Origin of the sequence: Xenorhabdus doucetiae (assembly GCF_000968195.1) — a bacterium.
GTDB classification, from domain to species: Bacteria; Pseudomonadota; Gammaproteobacteria; order Enterobacterales; family Enterobacteriaceae; genus Xenorhabdus; species Xenorhabdus doucetiae.
In genome coordinates, this window is sequence record NZ_FO704550.1 from 3,706,068 (window position 1) to 3,727,314 (window position 21,247).

Genomic DNA, 21,247 nt, shown 5'->3' on the forward strand with positions numbered 1-21,247 from the left:
TTGAGGTTCACACGACTCATGTCCAGCAAACCTACCCCTTCGAATAGCCTATGCCGGCACTAATGCAAGTTTTTTGGGAAATAAAAAATCCTGCTCGTAACGTGGGGTCGCAAGATTATAGAGAACTCATCATAAAAAATCGACCCCAAATTCAATAATTATCCTATTGATAAAGAAATCAGGGTAAATGTGGGAGTTTCAGGTATTCCTCACTTTGCATCTCTTGCAAGCGGGACAGGCAACGTTGATATTCAAACGTCAATAATTCACCTTGATAAATCTGCTCCATCGGCGCATCAGCATTAATGATGAGTTTCACTTGGCGTTCATAGAATTCATCCACCAGTGCGATAAAACGCCGCGCCGCATTTTCATTCAATCCTGTCATCACGGGCATATCATGTAAAAAAACCGAATGATAAAGTTTCGACAAGGCAATATAGTCCAGTTGGCTGCGGGGATCTTCGCACAGTGTTTTGAAATGGATGGCCAACACCCCATCAACACAACGGATTGCCGGCATGTCACGATGATTAATTTCCAATACCGGATTCGGCTCGCCTTCCCGCCCAGCCAAACGTTGGAACATGCTCCGCATCGCCTGCCGATTTTTTTCTGACAATGGCGTCAAATAGAGATAAGCCTGAGTCAGTGTCCGTAAGCGATAATCGATACCGGCATCCACATTCATCACATCGCAATATTGTTTGATCTGCTCAATGGCAGGCAGAAACCGCGCACGCTGCAATCCATTTCGGTATAGCTCGTCCGGTGGAATGTTGGATGTTGCTACCAAGGCAATTCCCCGGGCAAACAGAGCCTCCAGCAAGGTACCGAGGATCATGGCATCCGTAATGTCAGAGACAAAAAACTCATCGAAACAGAGGATATCGGTCTGCGCCTTGAAACCCTCCGCGATGCTCTCCAAAGGGTTCTCCTGTCCTTGCAACGTAGTCAGTTCTTCATGTACCCGCAACATAAAACGGTGAAAATGGAGACGCAGTTTTCGTTCAGTGGGCAAACTTTGATAAAACATATCCATCAACCACGTTTTTCCACGGCCAACACCTCCCCACATATAAAGTCCTTGAACAGGGCGGCATTGCTCAAGGGCTTGCCGACCAAACAACTTACCCAATATGCCTTTCAGTCCACTGACTTGCGGAGTCGGGCAGGGTCGGGCATGGATGAGTTCACGATGGATAATATCAAGACGTTCAACCGTATTGCGTTGTACTTCGTCAGGTTGATACTGGCCATCAGACAGTGCTAATTGATAGAGTGATGAGGGTGTTATCGGTGTCATGAAAGTAAAAATCCTTAAAATTTTTTATTCGAATTACCTATGCTGACGATTTTTTAGCGACGAATTTTTGACTACCGGCTTTGGCAAAGCTGTATAAAATATATCTATTATACTCCGCGTACTTGGGGATATATTTATTCTCTCTCGCGTCACGAGGGAGAATAAGGCAGCCTCTGTTTTACACAATTTTGCACAATGCAACTTGAAGTTTATTAGGTACAGATAGCAAATAAATTAAATAATAATCAATATTCCACTCTGACTAAATTAACGGTTATAGTGGTCATCATGATACCGAGAGTCTATCCCGATCGTTGTAGTATATGGGATAAGGTTCTAGAACATTGCAGAATAATGATGTGACTAAAGGAGTTGCCATGACTTGGGAATATGCACTGATCGGATTAATCATTGGTTTTATCGTCGGCGCGCTGGCTGTCCGCTTTGGCAGCTCAAAACTACGCCAACAAAATGCGCTACAGGCCGAGTTGGAGAAAAATCGGGCTGAATTGGAAGAATACCGCAAAGAGCTGGTCAGCCATTTCGCCCGCAGCGCTGAATTACTTGACAATATGGCGCGCGATTATCGTCAGTTGTATCAGCATATGGCGAAAAGTTCTAATGAATTGATGCCTAACATGCCGGTACAGGATAATCCTTTCAATTATCGTCTGACCGAATCCGACGCCGAAACAAATAAAGTGACGACTAACATGCCCCCGCGGGATTATTCTGAGGGTGCATCTGGCTTATTCCGTCCTATTCAAGATAAATAACGCATAAACTTTGCCGTGGTAACCACTGCTGCCACGGCACTGTGTGGTGCCTTTCATTCAATAGAAAAAGTTTTGTTTTTTATTTTTAATTCACGTAAATACCTGTAAAGAAGCGCATTGAAACGACTTTATTAGTGAACTTTGCTGAATCATTGGTAGTCATAACAGCATCGAAACAATTAGGCTTAGGTATTAAGAGAACGTATTCATGAAAAGAAAAAATACATTGCTCAGTGCACTCGCTATTAGTATCGGACTGTCTTTAGCTTCAGTTCCAATGGTAAGCCATGCAGCCTTACCTGCTGCCATGGCCACTCAAGGATCACCCAGCCTCGCCCCCATGCTGGAAAAAGTGCTGCCTTCTGTTGTCACTGTTCATGTTTCGGGTACAGAAGTGCAAAGCCAACAGCTTCAATTACCCGATGATTTCCAGTTCTTCTTCGGACCTGCTTTTCCGCCACAAGAACCCAGAAAGCGTCCATTCACAGGCTTAGGCTCTGGGGTGATTATTGACGCCCAAAAAGGTTATGTTTTGACCAACAGCCATGTTATCAATAATGCAAATAAAATCAGCATTCAATTAAACGATGGCCGTAAATACTCCGCAAAGCTCATTGGGCTTGATCCACAAACCGACATTGCCCTTTTACAATTGAAAGATGCCAAGAACCTGACGGCTATCAAGTTCGCGGATTCTGACCAACTGCGCGTTGGCGATTACGCGATAGCCATCGGTAACCCATTTGGCATAGGGCAAACCGTCACCTCTGGGATCATTTCCGCCCTTGGCCGCAGCGGTCTGAATCTGGAAGGTTTGGAAAACTTTATCCAGACTGATGCCTCCATTAACCGTGGTAACTCTGGGGGTGCATTGATTAACCTGCAAGGCGAGTTGATCGGGATTAACACCGCCATTGTTGCACCAAGCGGGGGTAACGTCGGTATCGGGTTTGCTATCCCAAGTAATATGGCGAAGGCTCTTTCCGCCCAGCTTATTGCCCACGGCGAAGTCAAACGCGGCATACTCGGTATCAAGGGAACCGAAATGACAGCAGATATCGCCCAGGCACTCAATGTTGAAGCGCAGCAAGGGGCATTCGTCAGTGAAGTTATTCCTAAATCGGCCGCCGCTAAAGCAGGGATCAAACCCGGCGATGTCCTGATTTCCTTTGATGGCAAGAAAATCAGCAGTTTTTCTGAACTCCGGGCGAAAGTGGGTACAACCGCTCCAGGCAAAGAGATCAAAATTGGTCTGCTGCGTAAAGGAAAACCCCTTGAAGTCACCGTCATTCTGGATAACAGTGAAGGTGAGTCAACCAAGGCAGAAAAACTGAGTATTGCCCTGCAAGGTGCCACCCTGAGCAATGCCACCATAAACAGAACCCAAGGCATCAAAGTGGATTCGATTATCCAGAATTCACCGGCTGCCCTATCGGGTTTACAGAAAGATGACTTAATTGTGGGTGCCAACAATGTGCGTGTAAGAAATATCAGTGAATTACGCAAGATCACCGAAGAGAAGCCTTCTGTTATCGCCCTGAATGTCTTACGTGGTGACGACAATGTTTATCTATTACTGCGTAATTAATTGATGGATGGATGAAGAGTATCGTATCCACGACAGACACAGTATGATGCTGTGTCTGTCCACTTCTGTGCTATCCTTCCTTCAATCACTTACTACTGAATAATGTCATGCTGATCAAGTTATTGCGCGCTATACTCATAGGCTTATTGATTGCAGCTATTTTGCTGGTTGCTATACCTTCCCTGCGTCCCAATGGCTTAAAGGATTTCCTGAGCGGCAACAACAGCGATAAAATATCCAGTTTCAGCAAAGCCGTCCGCCGGGCTGCTCCCGCCGTGGTCAATATTTATAGCAGCAGCATGGGCAGTTTTTCCCATGAAAGCCGGGAACTCCTTCCCTTGGGTTCCGGTGTCATTATGAGTGAACAGGGCTATATTCTCACTAACAGGCATGTCATCAATAAAGCAGGCTCCATTATTGTTGCGTTGCAAGATGGGCGCTTTTATGAAGCACTGTTAGTCGGTTCGGATGGCCCAACGGATTTGGCCGTCTTAAAAATTAATGCCACAAACCTTCCCTTGATCCCAATTAATCCTAAACGTATGGCTCATGTGGGGGATATCGTGTTGGCTATCGGTAATCCATACAATTTGGGACAAACCATCACGCAAGGCATTATCAGTGCAACCGGGCGCGTTGGCCTTAGTCCGACACGTCGCCAGAATTTCCTGCAAACAGATGCGTCAATTAATCAAGGTAACTCCGGTGGTGCTTTGGTCAATACACTAGGGGAATTGGTGGGTATCAATACGTTGACGTTCGATAAGTCAGAGTTTGGTTCAACACCGGAAGGATTGGGGTTTGCCATTCCAACGAAACTGGCGACAACCATTATGCAGAAATTGATCCGTGATGGCCGGGTTATCAGGGGATATATCGGTATCACTGCCAGAGAGTTACCCTATATTCGCTCATCAGGCAGTCATATCAATCAAATCCAAGGGTTACGTGTTTTTCAGGTTGCTCCAAACGGTCCTGCTGAAAAAGCGGGTATCAAAGTGGGAGATATCATTACCAGCGTCAATCACCAGCCAGCAATCTCACCCGTCGAAACGATGGATCGCGTCGCGGAAATTCGTCCGGGCAGTGTCGTACCTGTCACTGTATTACGCGATGGTGCCTCCCTCACACTTAACGTCACCATTGATGAGTTTGATGGTTACTAATCCTCGCCCATGTTGGGCGAGGCGATTTCGTTTAGCCAGTTGTCTTAATGCGCTCTATATTTGCCCCAAGACCACGCAGCTTATCTTCAATATGCTCATAACCCCGGTCAATATGATAAATACGGTCTACGACTGTTGTTCCTTCCGCAATGCAACCCGCCAAGACTAAACTGGCAGAAGCCCGCAAATCCGTCGCCATGACCTGAGCACCCGATAATTGTTCAACGCCATGACACAGTACGGTATTGCTTTCAATTTCAGCCCGTGCACCCATGCGAATCAATTCAGGGATATGCATGAAGCGATTTTCAAAAATGGTTTCGGTGATCATGCCTGCGCCATCCGCGACCATATTCAGCAGGCTGAATTGTGCCTGCATATCCGTTGGGAAACCCGGATGTGGAGCCGTGCGGAATGTCACTGCTTTCGGCCGCTGGCCGTGCATATCAAGGCTAATCCAGTCTTCTCCCACGTTGATATCTGCCCCCGCTTCACGCAGTTTAGCTAAAACCGCATCCAGGGTATCGGGTTTCGCGTGACGACAAATCACCTTGCCACGCGAAATTGCCGCCGCGATCAAGAAGGTGCCGGTTTCGATACGATCAGGCAGTATACGATGAACACCGCCCCCTAAACGCTCGACTCCCTCAATCACAATGCGATCGGAACCCGCCCCCCTGATTTTCGCGCCCAACGTATTGAGGAAATTAGCCGTATCTTCAATTTCTGGCTCACGCGCGGCATTTTCAATGGTGGTTGTGCCTTCTGCTAATGTGGCCGCCGTCATGATCGTCACCGTTGCCCCAACACTGACTTTATCCATCACAATACTGGCACCTTTTAAGCGGCCATTTACCGTGGCTTTGACATAGCCCTCATCCAGCTCGATGTTTGCACCAAGCTGCTCCAAACCAGAAATATGAAGATCAACCGGACGCGCGCCAATGGCGCAACCACCGGGCAAAGAGACCTGCCCCCGACCGAAACGCGCTACCAACGGCCCCAATGCCCAGATGGACGCGCGCATTGTTTTGACCAGTTCATAAGGGGCACAATATTCGTTGACCCCACTGGCATCAATAAAAACAGAACCGTTACGTTCTACTTTGGTTCCCAAACGATTGAGAAGTTTGATCGTGGTGTCAATGTCTTTCAATTCAGGCACATTCTGTAATTCAACCGGCTCTTCTGCCAGTAGTGCCGCGAACATAATTGGTAATGCGGCATTTTTTGCCCCGGAAATCGCCACTTCTCCCGACAAGCAGGTAGGCCCTTTCACACGAAATTTATCCATCTGTTATGATCCTATTATTTAATTCAAAGTGTGCTGTCCGCGGCGAGGCAAACAGCCTCAAAACCCTTGAAGCTTGCGGTCACGCTGCCACTGTGCAGGGGTATAAGCCTTGATTGATAACGCATGAATACGGTTATCCGCGATATATTCCATCAGAGGAGCATAAACTGTTTGCTGTTGTTTAACGCGGCTCAGTCCATCAAAAAGGGCACCAACGACAATAACCTGAAAATGGCTGCCATCACCGCTAACGATAACTTCATCAAGTGCCAAATTTTCCATCAGCACTTTTTTAATTTCATCAATATCCATAAATTGCTCACATTCGTCGTTAGAAAATATTAGAAAATAATAGTAGACGCCTATCCTAATGGAATCCAGCCGACTCTTAAACCAAGAAAAACGCCCCTGCAAGCGAATGGCTTACAGGGGCGTGGATTAGCAAAAAAAGAATTATGCCTTGGGCTGATTATCGTCAAAACATGTTTGCAATCCATATAACGTTATCAACGTGCCCAAGCGCTCACTCACCCCTGAAAAAGTCAGTATCCTGCCACGTTGCTGACATTCCCCTTTGAATTGGACAAACAGGGCCAACCCGGTGGAATCCACATGACTGAGCTGAGAAACATCAATATTGTCGATGTCTTCCAGAGCACGCTCTTTTTGTTGCCAAAGGGGAAGCAAACTATCACGATCCAATGTGCCTTGCAGAAACAATGTGTTACCGTCCTTTTCCCAACTCACCGTTTCCTGATTGATTTTTTCTTTACTCATCATGCCGTTATCAAGAGTATCTTTTTCCATGTCACTTTTTCTTTTCTAAAGTGATCGGGGCTTTCGCGCTGATAAGCAATTGTTCAGTCAGGCCATCAATGCCTTTCTGACGCAGGATATCTACCCACTCATTCTGCTTGGTCGTGATCATGCTCACGCCTTCCGCGATCATGTCGTAAGCCTGCCAATAACCCGTTTTGCTGTTTTTACGCCATTGGAAATCCAAACGCACTGGCGGTTGCCCGTTGGGATCCGTAATCGTGACACGAATAGCCACTATTGTTTTATCACCTAATGGTTGTTCTGGGGCAATCTGGTAGTTTTGCCCATGATACATCGCCAAAGCCTGACCATATGCCTGTTCCAGATAGGATTCAAACGCTTTGAAATAAGCCTCACGCTGCTCAGGTGTGGCTTGTTTGTAGTAAGGCCCCAGAACCAGTGCGCCGGCATATTTTATTTGCACATAAGGCAGCAATTCCTGACGCACAATCTGGCGCAAGAGGTCTGGATTGGCTTGAATCTGCGACTGCTCATCCTTCAAATGGGTAAATGTTTTTTCTGCTGCATCTTTCATCAATGCGTAAGGATTGGTTTGATCTGTCGCGCTGGCCAATGGCGCAACCACCAGCAACGCAATCATAAGTAATCGCTTGAACATAAGTATTATTTCTCCTAAGCAGTGGATTGCCGGTTAGTGTGTTTGTTCAGGTGCCAGAGCGGATTTTTCCTGAGTTCCGCTACTGTTTACGCTACTACTTTTATACAAGAACTGGCCAATCAAGTCTTCAAGTACCATCGCGGGCTTGGTGTCTTCAACACGATCGCCATCTTTCAACATAGCCGTTCCTAAATCAGGGTCATCAAACCCGATATTGAGCGCAATATATTGCTCTCCCAACAACCCTGACGTTCGGATAGAGAGCGAACTGGTATTGGGAATATTGTCGTACTGCGTGAAAATATCTAATTCAACTTGTGGCGTATAGGTTTTGTGATCCAGCCAGATTTTCTCCACACGGCCAATCACTACTCCGCCGACTTTCACCGGTGAACGGACTTTCAGTCCACCGATATTGTCAAATGCAGCATAGACACGATACGTTGGCTGACTGCCGAAAGATTGGATATTTGCCACTTTGAGGCATAAAAAAATGATTGCTGCCAGCGCAATCAAGACAAAAGCCCCAACCCAAATTTCATTTTTCTTGCTTTGCATCGACTTAGTTCCCGAACATCAGTGCTGTCAGCACAAAATCCAAACCCAATACCGCCAACGACGCATGAACTACTGTGCGCGTCGTCGCCCTGCTGATCCCTTCCGATGTTGGGATAGCGTCATAACCATTGAACAGTGCAATCCACGTTACCGTAATCGCAAAAACCACACTCTTGAGAAAACAGTTGAGCAAATCTTTTTGCCATTCCACCGCGGCTTGCATCGACGACCAGAAAAAGCCACCATCAATACCTTTCCAATCAACACCGACCATGGCACCGCCCAAAATCCCCACAGCAACAAAGATCAGAGAGAGCAAAGGCATACTGATAAACCCCGCCCAGAAGCGGGGAGCAACGACCCGGCGCAGCGGGTCAACCGCCATCATTTCCAGACTGGAAATCTGTTCAGTGGCTTTCATCAAACCAATTTCTGCGGTCAGCGCTGATCCCGCCCGCCCCGCAAACAAAAGTGCGGTTACCACTGGCCCCAACTCACGCAGCAAGGATAACGCCACCATCATACCGAGGCTACCTTCCGCACTAAATGTGGTCAAAACCAGATAGCCTTGCAAGGCCAACACCATGCCAATAAACAGCCCTGAAACCACAATGATCAACAGTGATTGAACACCGACGCTATAAAGTTGCTGGCGCAATAGCGTCCATTGTTTGGCAGGTTCAGGTTTACCAATGATGGCATTGAACAGCATAAAGCCCGCACGACCGAATGAAGCCGTCACCTCAATCGTGCGCCGGCCCATTGCCGCTAATGCCCGTGTTAACATCAACATTCCATCATCCTAATAACTCAGTTTTGTAATCCCCGGCCGGGAAACGGAAAGGCACAGGCCCGTCAGCAATCCCATCAAGAAATTGCCGTACCCGCTGATCCTGATTCGTTCTCAACTGATCTGGCGTACCTTCGGCGATCACTTTCCGTTCGGCCACAATATAAGCATAATCGGCAATGCTCAGGACTTCCGGTACATCGTGGGAAACGACGACACACGTCACTCCCAACGCATGATTCAGCTCATCAATCAGCTTCACCAAAACGCCCATCGTGATGGGGTCCTGGCCGACAAAAGGTTCATCAAACATGATTAAATCGGGATCGAGAGCAATCGCCCTGGCTAATGCCGCTCGCCTTGCCATGCCGCCAGAGAGTTCCGATGGCATCAAGTGCGCAGCACCACGCAATCCCACCGCTTCCAGCTTCATCATCACCGTGGTGTGAATCAACGCTTCAGGCAGTTGGGTATGCTCACGCAGGGGAAAAGCCACATTGTCAAAGACATTCAGGTCGGTAAACAAAGCACCTGACTGAAATAACATGCTCATTTTCTTGCGGGCAGCATAAAGGCGTGGGCGGGACAATGCCGGAATATTATCGCCATCAAACCAAATCTCACCGCGTTCCGGACGAATTTGCCCTCCAATCAAGCGCAGCAAGGTGGTTTTCCCGATACCAGAAGGTCCCATGATGGCGGTAATTTTTCCTTTCGGAACAGTCAGATTAATATCAGCAAAAATCGGGCGTTGGCCTCGGGTGAAATACATACCGCAGATCTCAATAAGATTTGCTGTTTGTTGACTCATTATTAGAAGCCCCTAACCGTTAATAGAACTGTCTTCATGACTGTATTTAAATAATTAATAATGCATACTACAAAAAATTGCCTAATTTGCGTTAGCGAAGTTGTGACAAATTTTACTTTTTATCGCTTGATCGTCAGAATGTATAAGTCTAGCTGAATAAACGTTCCATGTTTAAAAATCAACCATTATTAGCATTATGCTCGGAATAAAACTGATTTAAGGGACACGCCATGTTTCTGACTATTGTACTGCTCATTACCGGGTTGATTTTACTGGTGTATGGTTCCGATAGATTAGTTTATGGTGCGGCGGTTTTTGCCCGCACCATGAAAATCCCCCCTTTTATTGTCGGCTTGGTCATTATGGGAATCGGAACCTCGTTGCCAGAACTGATGGTGTCTGTCACCGCAATTTTAGACGGGCAGCCGGACATGGCCGTGGGCAATGCCATTGGTTCCAATATTACTAATCTGCTGCTCATTACGGGGGCTGCAGCGTTTATCAGGCCAATCAGGGTAAAATCAGAAATTCTGCGGCAAGAAGTGCCCCTGATGTTGGCGATCACCGCATTTGCAGGGTATTTACTGTCCAATGGATACCTGAGCCGGTTGGATGGTATTCTTTTGGTGCTTTCCGCCCTCTTTTTCATCTCACTGATGATAAAGATGACGACTTTCTCCCAAAATAGTCGTGTTGATAGTTATACCCAAGAACGAAATTCAGAATTGCCTGTCGAAGGCAACAAAGGAATTGCACTGCTTTGGGTTGTTTTGGGGTTAATGATTCTCCCCATTTCCACCCGTATGGTGATTGACAATGCAACCGTGATTGCACGTATTTATGGTGTCAGTGAACTGGTGATTGGCCTGACAATTCTTGCCGTGGGAACCAGCTTGCCTGAGCTTGCCACCACCATTGCCGCCGCCATAAAAGGCGAGAACGACATGGCAATGGGCAATATCGTTGGCTCGAATGTATTCAATGTGACCCTTGTCTTGGGGGTTCCCGCCATCCTTTCCCCCAGCGTCTTTTCACCTGACGCATTTTCGCGGGATTTTTGGGTCATGATGGCGGCGAGTGTACTATTCACAGTCTTTTGTCTGGGAAGAAAGCATCGATTGAACCGATTGAACGGCATCTTGTTACTGGGCTGTTTTATCGCGTATTTTATCGTACTTTTTGTTTCTAATTATTACGGTACTGAGTAATTGCCGATTGAATGGGAAAAGAGTGGGAAGTCAACATGCCTAAGATCGATTTTCAGCAAGCAGGTAAGGAAGTATTACAGAGTGAACTCGAAGGGCTGGCCGGCCTGGAGCAATATATTAATGACGATTTCAGCCAAGCCTGTGAATTAATGTTTGCCTGTGAAGGAAAAGTCATTGTGATGGGGATGGGCAAATCCGGTCACATTGGGCGAAAAATCGCGGCAACATTTGCCAGTACCGGCACACCTTCTTTCTTTGTTCATCCCGGCGAAGCCAGTCATGGCGATCTCGGCATGGTAACGGCCAAAGACATCGTGCTGGCGATTTCCAATTCCGGTGAATCAAATGAAATTCTGGCGTTAATTCCCGTTCTCAAGCGACAGAACGTCCCACTCATCTGCATGACAAATAATCGCGACAGCAACATGGGTAAAGCCGCAGATATCCACTTGTGCATCAAAGTCCCACAAGAAGCCTGCCCATTGGGATTGGCACCCACCACCAGCACCACCGCAACACTTGTCATGGGAGATGCCTTGGCCGTTGCGCTTTTGCAAGCTCGTGGCTTTACTGCCGAAGATTTCGCGCTTTCCCATCCCGGAGGGGCATTGGGACGCAAACTTCTGCTACTGGCCAGCGATTTAATGACCATCGGTGATGACATTCCCCATGTTCCCCACACCGCGACGCTGCGCGAAGCGTTGGTGGAAATCACCCGCAAAAAATTGGGCATGACAGTGATCTGTGATGATGACATGCAGATCCGCGGTATTTTTACCGATGGTGATTTGCGCCGTGTTTTTGATATGGGTATCGATTTAAACCATGCAAACATCTCTGATGTCATGACTGCCGGTGGCATCCGTATCAAACCCAATGCACTGGCGGTTGATGCCTTGAACCTGATGCAATTGCGCCACATCACCTCACTACTGGTCACAGAAGGTGACAAATTACTGGGTGTGCTCCACATGCACGATCTTTTGCAGGCCGGCGTCGTGTAAGGCAAGTAAACTGATATAAATAAGCATGATATTAATCTTAAGAGAATGTCTTAATGAGTCAAAAAGAGTATCTGGACACCTGTTATGGTCCAGTCAATAAAGCAATTATCGAAAAAGCCCGTCAAATCCGTCTGCTGATTTGTGATGTTGATGGCGTGATGTCTGACGGGCTTATCTATATGGGCAATGAAGGCGAAGAACTGAAAGCCTTTAACGTTCGTGATGGTTATGGCATCCGTTGTTTAATCACCTCAGGTATTGAGGTTGCCATTATTACCGGCCGCAAAGCAAAACTGCTGGAAAATCGGGCAGAAACTCTGGGTATTACACATCTTTACCAAGGACAAAACGATAAGGTTTTGGCGTATAAGGAACTGTTGGATAAACTAGCGTTGCAACCAGAACACGTCGCTTATATAGGTGACGATCTTATTGACTGGCCTGTCATGGCACAAGTGGGGTTATCGGTTGCCGTTGCTGATGCCCATCCATTACTGTTGCCAAAAGCAGATTATGTGACTCAGATTGCCGGCGGTCGTGGTGCAGTCAGGGAACTGTGTGATTTGGTGCTCTTCGCGCAAAATAAGCTCGAAGGTGCCAAAGGGTTATCCATATAAATTAAAACTGAAAAAAGAATGAGTAAAATTCAATCCTGGCTGATCACAATACTGGCACTGATCGCGCTTGCGCTGATTGGCTGGAATTTATCGAATGTCAATGATGATACTTCATCAGCGATTGTGGATGATGGTTATCCGACTTATCAAACACAGGAAGCCGTGACTTTTGTCTATGATCCGGCAGGAAAACTGACTTATAAACTGGTCGCTGATGATGTTAAAAACTATACAGAAACCAAACTGACCTGGTTTACTAACCCCGTATTGACCACATTTGACCCGAATGGTGCCCCCGGAACCCCGATAGCGACATGGACAGTACGCGCCAACAAAGCCAAACTGACCCATGATCAGATGCTTTACCTGTATGGGGATGTCCAAGTGGATAGCTTGACCGATGCGTCACAATTGCAGCGGATCACAACAGACAATGCGACCGTTAATCTCACCACACAAGATGTCGCATCCGATGACCGCGTGACGCTTATCGGTGTCGGATTAAAATCTGTTGGCATGAAAATGCGCGGCAATCTGCGAAATAAAACTGCTGAATTGATTGAAAAGGTGACCACTCAATATGAGATTCCACATGAACAACCTAATCCGTAATACCGTTATTGCCAGTACACTTTTTGCCGTCAGCCTGCCTGTACTGGCCTTGAAAGAGGATACCAAAAAGCCCATTACCATCGACTCAGCAAGACAATCTTTGGATTTAACGGGAAACATTGCCACCTTTACGGATAATGTGATCGTAAAACAAGGCTCTATTGACATTCGTGCAGACAAAGTCGTGGTGACCCGCCCTGAGGGGGATGCCAACAAGACCGTTATCGAGGCTTACGGTAATCCGGCCACGTTTTATCAATTGCAAGATGATGGCAAACCCCTCACCGGCCATGCTGCAAAAATGCGCTATGAGATGGACAAAGAGCTGGTCACGCTAACCGGTGATGCCTATCTTGAACAGCTAGACAGTAATATCAAGGGCGATAAGATCACTTATCTCGTCCCAACACAACAGATGGAAGCCTTTAGTGATAAAGGTAAACATGTCACCACCGTCCTGTTACCTGCCCAGCTACAGGAAAAAGGCTCAGGTGTTCACGGCGCTGATGCTCAGAAAAAGGGTAAATAACGACTGATGGCAATACTAAATGCAGAAAATCTGGCGAAAGCCTATAAAGGCCGCAAGGTCGTTGAGAATGTCAGCCTAAACGTGAAGTCCGGGGAGATCGTTGGCTTACTTGGCCCCAATGGAGCAGGTAAAACCACCACTTTCTATATGGTCGTCGGCATTGTTCCACGTGATGCCGGCGCGATCACCATTGATGAAGAAGATATCAGTCTGCTGCCCCTGCATGAGCGTGCACGCCGTGGGATAGGTTACTTGCCTCAGGAAGCCTCTATCTTCCGGCGCTTAAGTGTCTTCGACAATTTGATGGCAGTACTGGAGATCCGCAAGGACTTGACCCAAGAGCAGCGAAAAGCACGGGCAGAAGAGTTGATGGAAGAATTTCACATCTCTCACCTGCGTGATAACCTTGGGCAATCCCTTTCCGGTGGTGAACGCCGTCGGGTGGAGATAGCCCGTGCTCTGGCTGCCAACCCCAAATTCATCCTGTTGGATGAACCTTTTGCCGGCGTTGACCCCATTTCCGTACTGGATATTAAAAAGATCATCCAACACCTGCGGGATTACGGTTTGGGTGTCCTGATTACTGACCACAATGTCCGTGAAACACTGGATGTCTGCGAACGAGCCTATATCGTTAGCCAAGGTCATTTGATTGCTCACGGTACTCCGGATGACATCCTGAATAACGAGCAAGTCAAACGCGTCTATTTGGGCGAAGGTTTCCGTCTTTAACGGTTATCCTGCTATCAGGCGCGATTCAAGGAACCATTCAGGCGAGATTAAGGAGAAAGTGGTAACGCTATGAAGCAAAGTTTGCAACTCAGGCTCAGTCAACAATTGACGATGACGCCACAACTCCAGCAAGCCATCCGTTTGTTGCAGCTCTCTACGCTTGAGCTTCAACAGGAGATTCAGCAGGCTTTGGAAACTAATCCGCTGCTTGAACAAGATGATCTGCATCAGGAAGTGGAGAATCAGGCGCCTGATGGCGAAACGGAAGTCATGGATAGCCGGGAAGCGCTTGAACAGCGGGAGATGCCTGAAGAGCTGCCACTGGATACCAGTTGGGATGAAATTTACACCGCTGGCACGCCTTCAGGCACCGGCAGTGATTATAGCGGGGAGGATTTCCCCGTCTATCAGGGAGAAACCACCCAAACACTGCAAGATTACCTGATGTGGCAGGCAGGATTAACGCCATTTACTGAAACGGACGCGGCCATTGCCACGTCAATCATTGATGCCATTGATGATACCGGCTACCTGACCCTTTCCATTGAAGAGATCCTTGCCAGCATGGGTGATGATGAGCTGACGTCGGCAGAGGTTGAAACCGTTCTCAAGCGGATACAACATTTCGATCCGATTGGGGTTGCCGCCCGTGACTTACGTGAATGCTTGCTTATCCAGCTCTCCATGCTGCCACCGGAAACACCTCACCTGAATGATGCCAGACTGATTGTCAGCAAATACCTTGAACGACTGGGTAACCGGGACTTCCGTCATTTATTACGTCAGAGCAAATTAAAAGAGAGTGCGTTGAAAGGGGCTATTGATATCATTCAGTCACTGGAGCCAAAGCCGGGTTTGATAGTCAATACCGGTGAATCCGAGTATGTTATTCCCGATGTATTGGTACAGAAAGAAAATGCAAACTGGCAAGTCAGGCTAAATACCGATAGCATCCCCCGCCTGCGCATCAACCAACACTACGCAGCACTGGGGCAACGAGCCAACAATGAAAGTGACAGTTTGTTCATACGCAATAATTTACAAGAGGCCAAGTGGCTGATCAAAAGCCTCGAAAGCCGCAATGAAACACTGTTGAAAGTTGCAAGCTGCATTGTTGAACGGCAACAAGATTTTTTTGAGCATGGTGAGGAACACATGAAACCACTGGTACTGGCTGATATCGCCTATCAGGTTGACATGCATGAGTCCACCATTTCCCGTGTGACAACCCAGAAGTATCTGTATAGTCCACGCGGGATCGTTGAACTTAAATATTTTTTCTCCAGCCACGTCAATACGGATAGCGGAGGTGAAGCCTCTTCTACCGCCATACGTGCGCTGGTGAAAAAACTGGTCGCGGCAGAAAACCCGGCCAAGCCACTGAGTGACAGTAAATTGACCAGCATACTTGCTGAACAAGGTATTCAAGTGGCTCGCCGGACTGTCGCAAAATATAGAGAGTCGTTATCCATCCCGCCTTCAAACCAACGTAAAAAACTGGTTTGAACCACACAGAGAAGGAAAACACTATGCAACTCAATGTTACAGGTCACAATATTGAAATCACAGATGCACTTCGCAACGTCGTGAACACCAAATGCGGCAAATTGGATCAATATTTCGATAAAATTAACCTCATCCAGGTCATTCTCCGAGTGGAAAAAGTGCAAAGAATCGCTGAAGCCACGGTGTATGTTAATGGAGGTGAGTTGCATGCAACCTCAGAACATGAAGACATGTATGCGGCAATTGATGCACTCGTCGATAAGCTGGCGCGTCAATTGACCAAACACAAAAGTAAATTGAGACAACATTAATCGCTTTCAGGCAACGGGGCCGTCATAAAATGATCACTGTTCTCTCTATAACACTTTCTATAGCACCGACTACGCGCTATAGATTCGTTTTAGCGCAGTGAATCCATACCAGATGCCTTATCAGGCATCTGGTATAACAAGGCCCTAAGTGAATAAAGAAATGAACAACGAAACAGATTTACCACTAAGCTCGGTGCTTTCACCCGAATGTACACGCAACAACGTCCCTTGTTCGAGCAAAAAGCGCGCCTTAGAGATTATCAGTGAGCTGGCATCAAAACAGCTCGGAGTGCCGGAAAACACCGTATTCGAAGCGATTCTTTCCCGCGAAAAAGTCGGCACAACCGGCATTGGCAACGGGGTTGCCATTCCTCACGGCAAATTGGATAAAGAGTGTTCGGACAATGCCGTTGGGGTCTTTTTGCATCTGGAACACCCCATTACCTTTGATGCTATCGATAATCAACCTGTTGACTTGCTGTTTGCTTTATTGGTGCCATCAGACCAGTGTCAAACCCATTTACACTCACTATCATTGATTGCAAAGCGCCTTGCAGATAAAAATCTCTGCCGTCGTCTGCGTTCCGCGCAGAGTGATGAGGAACTGTATAAAATCATTACTGAATAAATAGCGATTATAATTATAAACATTTAGGGGGAGTCACCTCATGGTGCTGATGATAGTCAGTGGTCGTTCAGGTTCTGGGAAATCCGTTGCCCTGCGTGCGCTGGAAGACATGGGCTTCTACTGCGTGGATAACCTACCCGTGGTGTTGTTGCCAGAATTGGCAAACACACTGGCCGATCGTGATATTTCGGCGGCGGTTAGCATTGATGTCAGAAATATGCCGGAGTCGCCAGAAATTTTTGAAGAAGCGCTGACACGGTTGCCGGACAGTTTTTCGCCACAATTACTGTTTCTTGATGCGGATCGTAATACCCTGATCCGTCGCTACAGCGACACGCGCCGTTTACACCCGCTATCCAGCAAAAACTTGTCACTGGAAAGCGCCATTGACCAAGAGAGCGATTTGCTCGAACCGCTGCGCTCACGTGCTGATTTGATCATTGATACCTCTGAAATGTCCGTTCATGAACTGGCAGAAATGCTCAGGACGCGCTTATTGGGCAAACGGGAAAGGGAATTGACTATGGTGTTCGAATCCTTTGGTTTCAAACATGGCATTCCGATTGATGCAGACTACGTTTTCGATGTGCGATTCCTGCCAAACCCGCACTGGGACCCGAAACTGCGCCCCATGACCGGTTTGGATCGCCCGGTGGCCGCGTTTTTGGATCGTCATACTGAGGTACATAATTTTATTTACCAGACCCGTAGCTACCTTGAACTTTGGCTCCCCATGCTGGAAACCAACAATCGCAGCTATCTGACTGTCGCGATTGGTTGCACCGGCGGTAAACACCGTTCCGTTTATGTGGCAGAACAACTGGCCGATTATTTCCGTTCCCGTGGCAAAAACGTGCAGTCGCGTCACCGCACACTGGAAAAACGCAAATAAGATGAATCGCGCAAGCCATGACAGTCAAGCAACGACTTGAAATTAAAAACCGGCTCGGCATGCACGCCCGGCCTGCGATGAAACTCTATGATCTGGTACAACAGTTTCAATCAGAAGTGATTCTGCGTAACAGCAGTCACTTACAGGCCGAAGCCCGTAGCGTTATAGCCATGTTAATGCTGGATTCCGAACAAGGCAGCCATATTGATGTTGAGGTCAGCGGGCCGGATGAACAGCAAGCGCTGGCCGCGATTATCAAACTTTTCAACGCCGGGTTTGATGAGGAATAATCGCGCATATACCCAATAGATCTCAAATATACCACTGACAATTTCACTGCCTAAAAACCCCCCGCACTACTTCCCATTTTCTTCATCTCTGTTTCAATCGCTAACTCACATTTTTTGGCGATAACAGATTTTGGCAATATCAAAAAACAAGTCATTAAAACTGACAAAAGATAAAAAAACCTTCATATATCCTGCCTGTAAATCCTTCTCCAACCCTAAAAACAATCGGCTGAAACCATTAACTTAGTTAATCATACTGACTATTTATAAATAGTATTAAATATACAATAAATGTTAGCTTTCAATAAGTTAACCATGTGAAATATATTAATAAAAAACTTATCATCAAGGGGCGTTTACGTACCGTGCATTGCACGCATAAATCCTAAACTGGAGATTTACTTCATGCGTTTTAATAAAACTACATTAGCGATCCTGCTTGGACTGAGTCTGTTTCAGGGTGTTTCTCAAGCAGCACCCGTGCTCTCTTTAGATAACACCCACGCAGAAAGCATCGCAGCAACCAATAACGCTTGGGTTGAAATCAATACCACCACTTTCGAAAATAATATCCACACATTGCAAAAAAAGCTGAACAACGGCACCAAAATGTGTGCGGTTCTGAAAGGTGATGCTTATGGTCATGGTCTCGGCCTGTTGATGCCATCCATCATCAAAACAGGCGTACCTTGCGTCGGGATCACCAGTAATGAAGAAGCCCGCATCGTGCGTGAAAGCGGCTTTAAAGGACAACTGCTCCGTGTCCGTACGGCTGACATCGCTGAAATCGAAAGCACACTGGGCTATGAGATGGAAGAGATGATCGGCGATTTGGATCATGCCAAGGCCATTGATGCGCTGGCTAAAAAACACGGTAAAGAAATTCGCGTCCATCTGATGCTGAACACCGGTCTCATGAGCCGCAATGGTTTGGAAATGAAAACTGAGCAGGGCAAACAAGAAGCGCTGGAAATCGCTCAATTGCCTAACCTGAAACTGGTCGGCATGATGAGCCACCATGCGTTCACTGGGATGGATGCTATCCGTGACAGCATTAAAAATTTCCAGGAACAAACTTCTTGGTTGATCAAAACCGCCAATCTGAAAAGAGATGAAATCACGCTGCACGCATCAAGCTCTTTTGCCTCACTCAGCCTTCCTGAAGCCCAATTCGACATGGCTCGCGTGGGCAGTGCGCTGTACGGCATTCTGACCGCCAGCCACCCGGAATTTAAGCCATTGATTGAAGTGAAAACCCGTGTGGCTTCGGTGAAGCCTTACCCTAAAGGTAACGGTGTCGGCTACGACAATACTCATATTCTGAAACGGGATTCCAAGCTCGCTAACTTGCCGGTGGGTTTCTCCGATGGCTTTAGCTCTGCCCTGTCAAACAAAGCCTATGTCCTGATCAACGGTCACCGTGCTCCTGTTGTCGGCAGCGTTTCCATGAATACCGTGATGGTCGATGTCACTGATCTGCCGGACGTGAAGAGTGGCGATGAAGTGGTTATTTTCGGTAAACAAGGCAATGACGAAATCACCCAGTCTGATATTCAGAAATGGGCCGGCATGCACGTTGTTGAGTTTTCTTCCATTTGGGGAGAAACCAACCCACGTATCGTCGTGACCACAGACAAATAATCCACGATCCGAAATGATGGCAGATTGTTCTTTTCCTTCATCGGGATAAGCCTTGTTTCATTAACAATGCAAAACAGTTCGTGATCATGATCTCTTTATTTTCACGACAGAACAGCCTAATATCATTTAAATTACTTTGAAAATAACACCCCCCTCCTTGCGACGCGGGGTGTTATTTTATATTGAGTCTAATTTGGAGTGTGGTATGAAAAAACCTAAAATCATTATCAATGAATTGGATGCCGAACGTTTAGATTCTCTGTTGGAACAACCTGCATTTGCCAATACCCGCATCGCAGAAGCTTTGAATGAAGAGTTGGATCGGGCAGAAATCGTGGCTCCGGTAGATATTCCCGCCGATGTGGTCACAATGAACAGTGAAATCCGCTTTATTGATCTGGGCAGCAATGAAGAACGTGTCCGTACACTGGTTTATCCTGCCGCCCTGCAAGACAGCACTCAACATCTGTCCGTCATGGCACCGTTGGGGGCGGCGCTTTTGGGTCTGCGGGTCAATGATGAAATCACGTGGCAGCTGCCAAACGGTGAAATAACCCGGCTAAAAGTGTTGGAAATACTTTACCAACCTGAAGCCGCAGGGGAGTATCACAGATAAATACCTTAAAAAATCAATACATTAAACCACTACCTAGCAAGTGGTTTTTTTGTTTCTTATAGATAGAACCTAGCCCCAGTAATCATGCATTGAAGCAATAAATTTCAACTCCCCTTTCCCTCAAGCCCGCACACACCCTGAATTCTTTAACATGAAAAAGGGCAAATAACATACATAAAAAGTCATGGGTATAATACCCATAGAAATATTGACCTACCGGCCATTTGTGGGCATGATACCTACACATTAACGAAATGGAGGGTTGATGAGCAGTACAGAGTTAATAAAGCGCCTAATGGCTAATGGATGGATAAAGGATAGACAAGACGGTAGTCATGTCACATTAACCAAGCCGGGAGTCACGAAGATAATCACCGTACCGCATCCTAGAAAGGATGCTTCAAAAGGGGTTATCCGGCAGGCACAAAATATTTCAGGATTGAAATTGCTGTAACACAAGGAGCGGTCTGACCGCTCCTTCTCTGTACGACTCATCATAAAACGACGAGGTATACTATGATTTATCCGCTCTTTATCTTTAAAGCAGAAGATGGGTTTGACGGTTACTTTCCAGATGTTGAAGGCTGTTTTTTCGCCGGCAATACCTTGGAAGAAGCTATCCGTGATGCTGAAAAAGCTTTCGGCCAGCACATGGAAGTTTTAACTGAGCAAGGCGGGTACGTTCCCGCACCTAAAGACCCATCAGGTTACATCAATGATTCTCGCTTATCTGAGGATGGCGGAGTTATTGCACTGATTGAGTTAGATCCTGCGAAATATGAGTCAAAGGCGGTCAAATTCAATTTAACCATGCCTGGCAATCTATTAACCGCTATAGATCGCTACATTGAAGAAAACGGTTACTATAAAAATCGTTCTGCTTTCCTCGCTGAATTAGCCAGAAAAGAAATTGCTCACCCTTAATAAGTCAGGG

At 46.9% G+C, this 21,247-nt stretch carries 26 protein-coding genes; 18 read left to right on the forward strand and 8 right to left on the reverse strand.

What is annotated here, in order from left to right:
* Positions 1-178: 178 nt before the first annotated feature.
* On the reverse strand, positions 179-1,306 hold the full coding sequence (gene zapE / locus XDD1_RS16230; RefSeq protein ID WP_045972786.1) for a cell division protein ZapE: 1,128 nt from the start codon (positions 1,304-1,306) through the stop codon (positions 179-181).
* Between the two features lie 377 nt (positions 1,307-1,683).
* On the opposite strand from zapE, the gene zapG reads away from it, so the two are divergent.
* From zapG to degS, 3 genes are all read left to right on the forward strand, one after another.
* Positions 1,684-2,082, forward strand: coding sequence for a Z-ring associated protein ZapG (gene zapG, locus XDD1_RS16235; RefSeq protein ID WP_045972788.1), 399 nt, complete (start codon positions 1,684-1,686; stop codon positions 2,080-2,082).
* Positions 2,083-2,290: 208 nt separating this feature from the next.
* Entirely contained in the window at positions 2,291-3,670 is a 1,380-nt protein-coding gene (locus XDD1_RS16240) for a Do family serine endopeptidase (RefSeq protein WP_045972790.1), read from the forward strand.
* A 107-nt stretch (positions 3,671-3,777) separates the two neighbouring features.
* Positions 3,778-4,836 carry an outer membrane-stress sensor serine endopeptidase DegS gene (degS, locus tag XDD1_RS16245; RefSeq protein ID WP_045972792.1) on the forward strand — a complete coding sequence of 353 codons (1,059 nt, stop codon included), beginning with the start codon at positions 3,778-3,780 and terminating at the stop codon, positions 4,834-4,836.
* A gap of 31 nt (positions 4,837-4,867) precedes the next feature.
* On the opposite strand, the gene murA is transcribed toward degS, so the two are convergent.
* From murA to mlaF, 7 genes are all read right to left on the reverse strand, one after another.
* Positions 4,868-6,130, reverse strand: coding sequence for a UDP-N-acetylglucosamine 1-carboxyvinyltransferase (gene murA / locus XDD1_RS16250; RefSeq protein ID WP_045972794.1), 1,263 nt, complete (start codon positions 6,128-6,130; stop codon positions 4,868-4,870).
* Between the two features lie 57 nt (positions 6,131-6,187).
* On the reverse strand, positions 6,188-6,442 hold the full coding sequence (gene ibaG, locus XDD1_RS16255; RefSeq protein ID WP_045972796.1) for a BolA family iron metabolism protein IbaG: 255 nt from the start codon (positions 6,440-6,442) through the stop codon (positions 6,188-6,190).
* A 141-nt stretch (positions 6,443-6,583) separates the two neighbouring features.
* Positions 6,584-6,937 (reverse strand): lipid asymmetry maintenance protein MlaB, encoded by a 354-nt coding sequence (gene mlaB, locus XDD1_RS16260; protein WP_045972798.1) that lies wholly within the window; start codon positions 6,935-6,937, stop codon positions 6,584-6,586.
* Between the two features lies 1 nt (position 6,938).
* On the reverse strand, positions 6,939-7,568 hold the full coding sequence (mlaC, locus tag XDD1_RS16265; RefSeq protein WP_045972800.1) for a phospholipid-binding protein MlaC: 630 nt from the start codon (positions 7,566-7,568) through the stop codon (positions 6,939-6,941).
* Positions 7,569-7,601: 33 nt separating this feature from the next.
* Complete coding sequence (gene mlaD / locus XDD1_RS16270; protein ID WP_045972802.1) at positions 7,602-8,126, reverse strand: outer membrane lipid asymmetry maintenance protein MlaD; 525 nt, start codon at positions 8,124-8,126, stop codon at positions 7,602-7,604.
* Positions 8,127-8,130: 4 nt separating this feature from the next.
* Positions 8,131-8,913 carry a lipid asymmetry maintenance ABC transporter permease subunit MlaE gene (gene mlaE / locus XDD1_RS16275; protein ID WP_045973744.1) on the reverse strand — a complete coding sequence of 261 codons (783 nt, stop codon included), beginning with the start codon at positions 8,911-8,913 and terminating at the stop codon, positions 8,131-8,133.
* A gap of 10 nt (positions 8,914-8,923) precedes the next feature.
* Positions 8,924-9,727, reverse strand: a complete 804-nt coding sequence (mlaF, locus tag XDD1_RS16280; RefSeq protein ID WP_045972804.1) for a phospholipid ABC transporter ATP-binding protein MlaF — start codon at positions 9,725-9,727, stop codon at positions 8,924-8,926.
* A 230-nt stretch (positions 9,728-9,957) separates the two neighbouring features.
* Here mlaF and XDD1_RS16285 point away from each other — a divergent pair, with 230 nt between their 5' ends.
* The 15 genes from XDD1_RS16285 to XDD1_RS16355 all read left to right on the forward strand — a co-directional run bounded on the left by XDD1_RS16285 (position 9,958) and on the right by XDD1_RS16355 (position 21,237).
* The gene (locus XDD1_RS16285; RefSeq protein WP_045972806.1) at positions 9,958-10,935 is read left to right on the forward strand and encodes a calcium/sodium antiporter; all 978 of its coding nucleotides are present in this window, start codon (positions 9,958-9,960) and stop codon (positions 10,933-10,935) included.
* A gap of 35 nt (positions 10,936-10,970) precedes the next feature.
* Positions 10,971-11,939 (forward strand): arabinose-5-phosphate isomerase KdsD, encoded by a 969-nt coding sequence (gene kdsD / locus XDD1_RS16290; RefSeq protein WP_045973746.1) that lies wholly within the window; start codon positions 10,971-10,973, stop codon positions 11,937-11,939.
* A 53-nt stretch (positions 11,940-11,992) separates the two neighbouring features.
* Positions 11,993-12,556 (forward strand): 3-deoxy-manno-octulosonate-8-phosphatase KdsC, encoded by a 564-nt coding sequence (gene kdsC, locus XDD1_RS16295; RefSeq protein WP_045972808.1) that lies wholly within the window; start codon positions 11,993-11,995, stop codon positions 12,554-12,556.
* 18 nt (positions 12,557-12,574) lie between these two features.
* Complete coding sequence (gene lptC, locus XDD1_RS16300) at positions 12,575-13,168, forward strand: LPS export ABC transporter periplasmic protein LptC (protein WP_045972810.1); 594 nt, start codon at positions 12,575-12,577, stop codon at positions 13,166-13,168.
* Positions 13,149-13,697 carry a lipopolysaccharide ABC transporter substrate-binding protein LptA gene (gene lptA, locus XDD1_RS16305; RefSeq protein ID WP_045972812.1) on the forward strand — a complete coding sequence of 183 codons (549 nt, stop codon included), beginning with the start codon at positions 13,149-13,151 and terminating at the stop codon, positions 13,695-13,697. The genes lptC and lptA overlap by 20 nt, the downstream gene beginning before the upstream one ends.
* 6 nt (positions 13,698-13,703) lie before the next feature.
* Positions 13,704-14,429, forward strand: a complete 726-nt coding sequence (gene lptB, locus XDD1_RS16310; RefSeq protein ID WP_045972814.1) for an LPS export ABC transporter ATP-binding protein — start codon at positions 13,704-13,706, stop codon at positions 14,427-14,429.
* Between the two features lie 69 nt (positions 14,430-14,498).
* A complete protein-coding gene (rpoN, locus tag XDD1_RS16315; protein WP_045972816.1) occupies positions 14,499-15,935 on the forward strand; it encodes an RNA polymerase factor sigma-54 in 1,437 nt (478 codons plus the stop codon).
* A 23-nt stretch (positions 15,936-15,958) separates the two neighbouring features.
* On the forward strand, positions 15,959-16,246 hold the full coding sequence (hpf, locus tag XDD1_RS16320; protein WP_045972818.1) for a ribosome hibernation promoting factor: 288 nt from the start codon (positions 15,959-15,961) through the stop codon (positions 16,244-16,246).
* Positions 16,247-16,406: 160 nt separating this feature from the next.
* Positions 16,407-16,874: a PTS IIA-like nitrogen regulatory protein PtsN gene (gene ptsN, locus XDD1_RS16325; RefSeq protein ID WP_045972820.1), complete on the forward strand. Its 468-nt coding sequence runs from the start codon at positions 16,407-16,409 to the stop codon at positions 16,872-16,874.
* 40 nt (positions 16,875-16,914) lie between these two features.
* Complete coding sequence (gene rapZ, locus XDD1_RS16330; RefSeq protein ID WP_045972822.1) at positions 16,915-17,766, forward strand: RNase adapter RapZ; 852 nt, start codon at positions 16,915-16,917, stop codon at positions 17,764-17,766.
* 17 nt (positions 17,767-17,783) lie between these two features.
* Positions 17,784-18,056: a PTS phosphocarrier protein NPr gene (npr, locus tag XDD1_RS16335; protein WP_045972824.1), complete on the forward strand. Its 273-nt coding sequence runs from the start codon at positions 17,784-17,786 to the stop codon at positions 18,054-18,056.
* A 405-nt stretch (positions 18,057-18,461) separates the two neighbouring features.
* Positions 18,462-19,697, forward strand: a complete 1,236-nt coding sequence (gene alr / locus XDD1_RS16340; protein ID WP_045972826.1) for an alanine racemase — start codon at positions 18,462-18,464, stop codon at positions 19,695-19,697.
* A gap of 205 nt (positions 19,698-19,902) precedes the next feature.
* Positions 19,903-20,313 carry a nucleoside diphosphate kinase regulator gene (gene rnk / locus XDD1_RS16345; RefSeq protein ID WP_045972828.1) on the forward strand — a complete coding sequence of 137 codons (411 nt, stop codon included), beginning with the start codon at positions 19,903-19,905 and terminating at the stop codon, positions 20,311-20,313.
* Positions 20,314-20,578: 265 nt separating this feature from the next.
* Positions 20,579-20,767 (forward strand): type II toxin-antitoxin system HicA family toxin, encoded by a 189-nt coding sequence (locus XDD1_RS16350; RefSeq protein ID WP_045972830.1) that lies wholly within the window; start codon positions 20,579-20,581, stop codon positions 20,765-20,767.
* 62 nt (positions 20,768-20,829) lie between these two features.
* On the forward strand, positions 20,830-21,237 hold the full coding sequence (locus XDD1_RS16355) for a type II toxin-antitoxin system HicB family antitoxin (protein ID WP_045972832.1): 408 nt from the start codon (positions 20,830-20,832) through the stop codon (positions 21,235-21,237).
* The last annotated feature ends 10 nt before the right edge of the window (positions 21,238-21,247 follow it).

Bases quoted from the DNA above. Each gene is read 5' to 3' on its own strand.
- XDD1_RS16285 (WP_045972806.1), top strand. From the start codon at position 9,958: ATGTTTCTGACTATTGTACTGCTCATTACCGGGTTGATTTTACTGGTG.
- degS (WP_045972792.1), top strand. From the start codon at position 3,778: ATGCTGATCAAGTTATTGCGCGCTATACTCATAGGCTTATTGATTGCA.
- mlaB (WP_045972798.1), bottom strand. From the start codon at position 6,937: ATGGAAAAAGATACTCTTGATAACGGCATGATGAGTAAAGAAAAAATC.
- murA (WP_045972794.1), bottom strand. From the start codon at position 6,130: ATGGATAAATTTCGTGTGAAAGGGCCTACCTGCTTGTCGGGAGAAGTG.
- mlaC (WP_045972800.1), bottom strand. From the start codon at position 7,568: ATGTTCAAGCGATTACTTATGATTGCGTTGCTGGTGGTTGCGCCATTG.
- kdsD (WP_045973746.1), top strand. From the start codon at position 10,971: ATGCCTAAGATCGATTTTCAGCAAGCAGGTAAGGAAGTATTACAGAGT.
- lptA (WP_045972812.1), top strand. From the start codon at position 13,149: ATGAACAACCTAATCCGTAATACCGTTATTGCCAGTACACTTTTTGCC.
- hpf (WP_045972818.1), top strand. From the start codon at position 15,959: ATGCAACTCAATGTTACAGGTCACAATATTGAAATCACAGATGCACTT.
- rpoN (WP_045972816.1), top strand. From the start codon at position 14,499: ATGAAGCAAAGTTTGCAACTCAGGCTCAGTCAACAATTGACGATGACG.
- mlaE (WP_045973744.1), bottom strand. From the start codon at position 8,913: ATGTTAACACGGGCATTAGCGGCAATGGGCCGGCGCACGATTGAGGTG.
- XDD1_RS16355 (WP_045972832.1), top strand. From the start codon at position 20,830: ATGATTTATCCGCTCTTTATCTTTAAAGCAGAAGATGGGTTTGACGGT.
- npr (WP_045972824.1), top strand. From the start codon at position 17,784: ATGACAGTCAAGCAACGACTTGAAATTAAAAACCGGCTCGGCATGCAC.
- zapG (WP_045972788.1), top strand. From the start codon at position 1,684: ATGACTTGGGAATATGCACTGATCGGATTAATCATTGGTTTTATCGTC.
- mlaF (WP_045972804.1), bottom strand. From the start codon at position 9,727: ATGAGTCAACAAACAGCAAATCTTATTGAGATCTGCGGTATGTATTTC.
- XDD1_RS16350 (WP_045972830.1), top strand. From the start codon at position 20,579: ATGAGCAGTACAGAGTTAATAAAGCGCCTAATGGCTAATGGATGGATA.
- rnk (WP_045972828.1), top strand. From the start codon at position 19,903: ATGAAAAAACCTAAAATCATTATCAATGAATTGGATGCCGAACGTTTA.
- kdsC (WP_045972808.1), top strand. From the start codon at position 11,993: ATGAGTCAAAAAGAGTATCTGGACACCTGTTATGGTCCAGTCAATAAA.
- ptsN (WP_045972820.1), top strand. From the start codon at position 16,407: ATGAACAACGAAACAGATTTACCACTAAGCTCGGTGCTTTCACCCGAA.
- XDD1_RS16240 (WP_045972790.1), top strand. From the start codon at position 2,291: ATGAAAAGAAAAAATACATTGCTCAGTGCACTCGCTATTAGTATCGGA.
- lptC (WP_045972810.1), top strand. From the start codon at position 12,575: ATGAGTAAAATTCAATCCTGGCTGATCACAATACTGGCACTGATCGCG.
- rapZ (WP_045972822.1), top strand. From the start codon at position 16,915: ATGGTGCTGATGATAGTCAGTGGTCGTTCAGGTTCTGGGAAATCCGTT.
- mlaD (WP_045972802.1), bottom strand. From the start codon at position 8,126: ATGCAAAGCAAGAAAAATGAAATTTGGGTTGGGGCTTTTGTCTTGATT.
- zapE (WP_045972786.1), bottom strand. From the start codon at position 1,306: ATGACACCGATAACACCCTCATCACTCTATCAATTAGCACTGTCTGAT.
- lptB (WP_045972814.1), top strand. From the start codon at position 13,704: ATGGCAATACTAAATGCAGAAAATCTGGCGAAAGCCTATAAAGGCCGC.
- ibaG (WP_045972796.1), bottom strand. From the start codon at position 6,442: ATGGATATTGATGAAATTAAAAAAGTGCTGATGGAAAATTTGGCACTT.
- alr (WP_045972826.1), top strand. From the start codon at position 18,462: ATGCGTTTTAATAAAACTACATTAGCGATCCTGCTTGGACTGAGTCTG.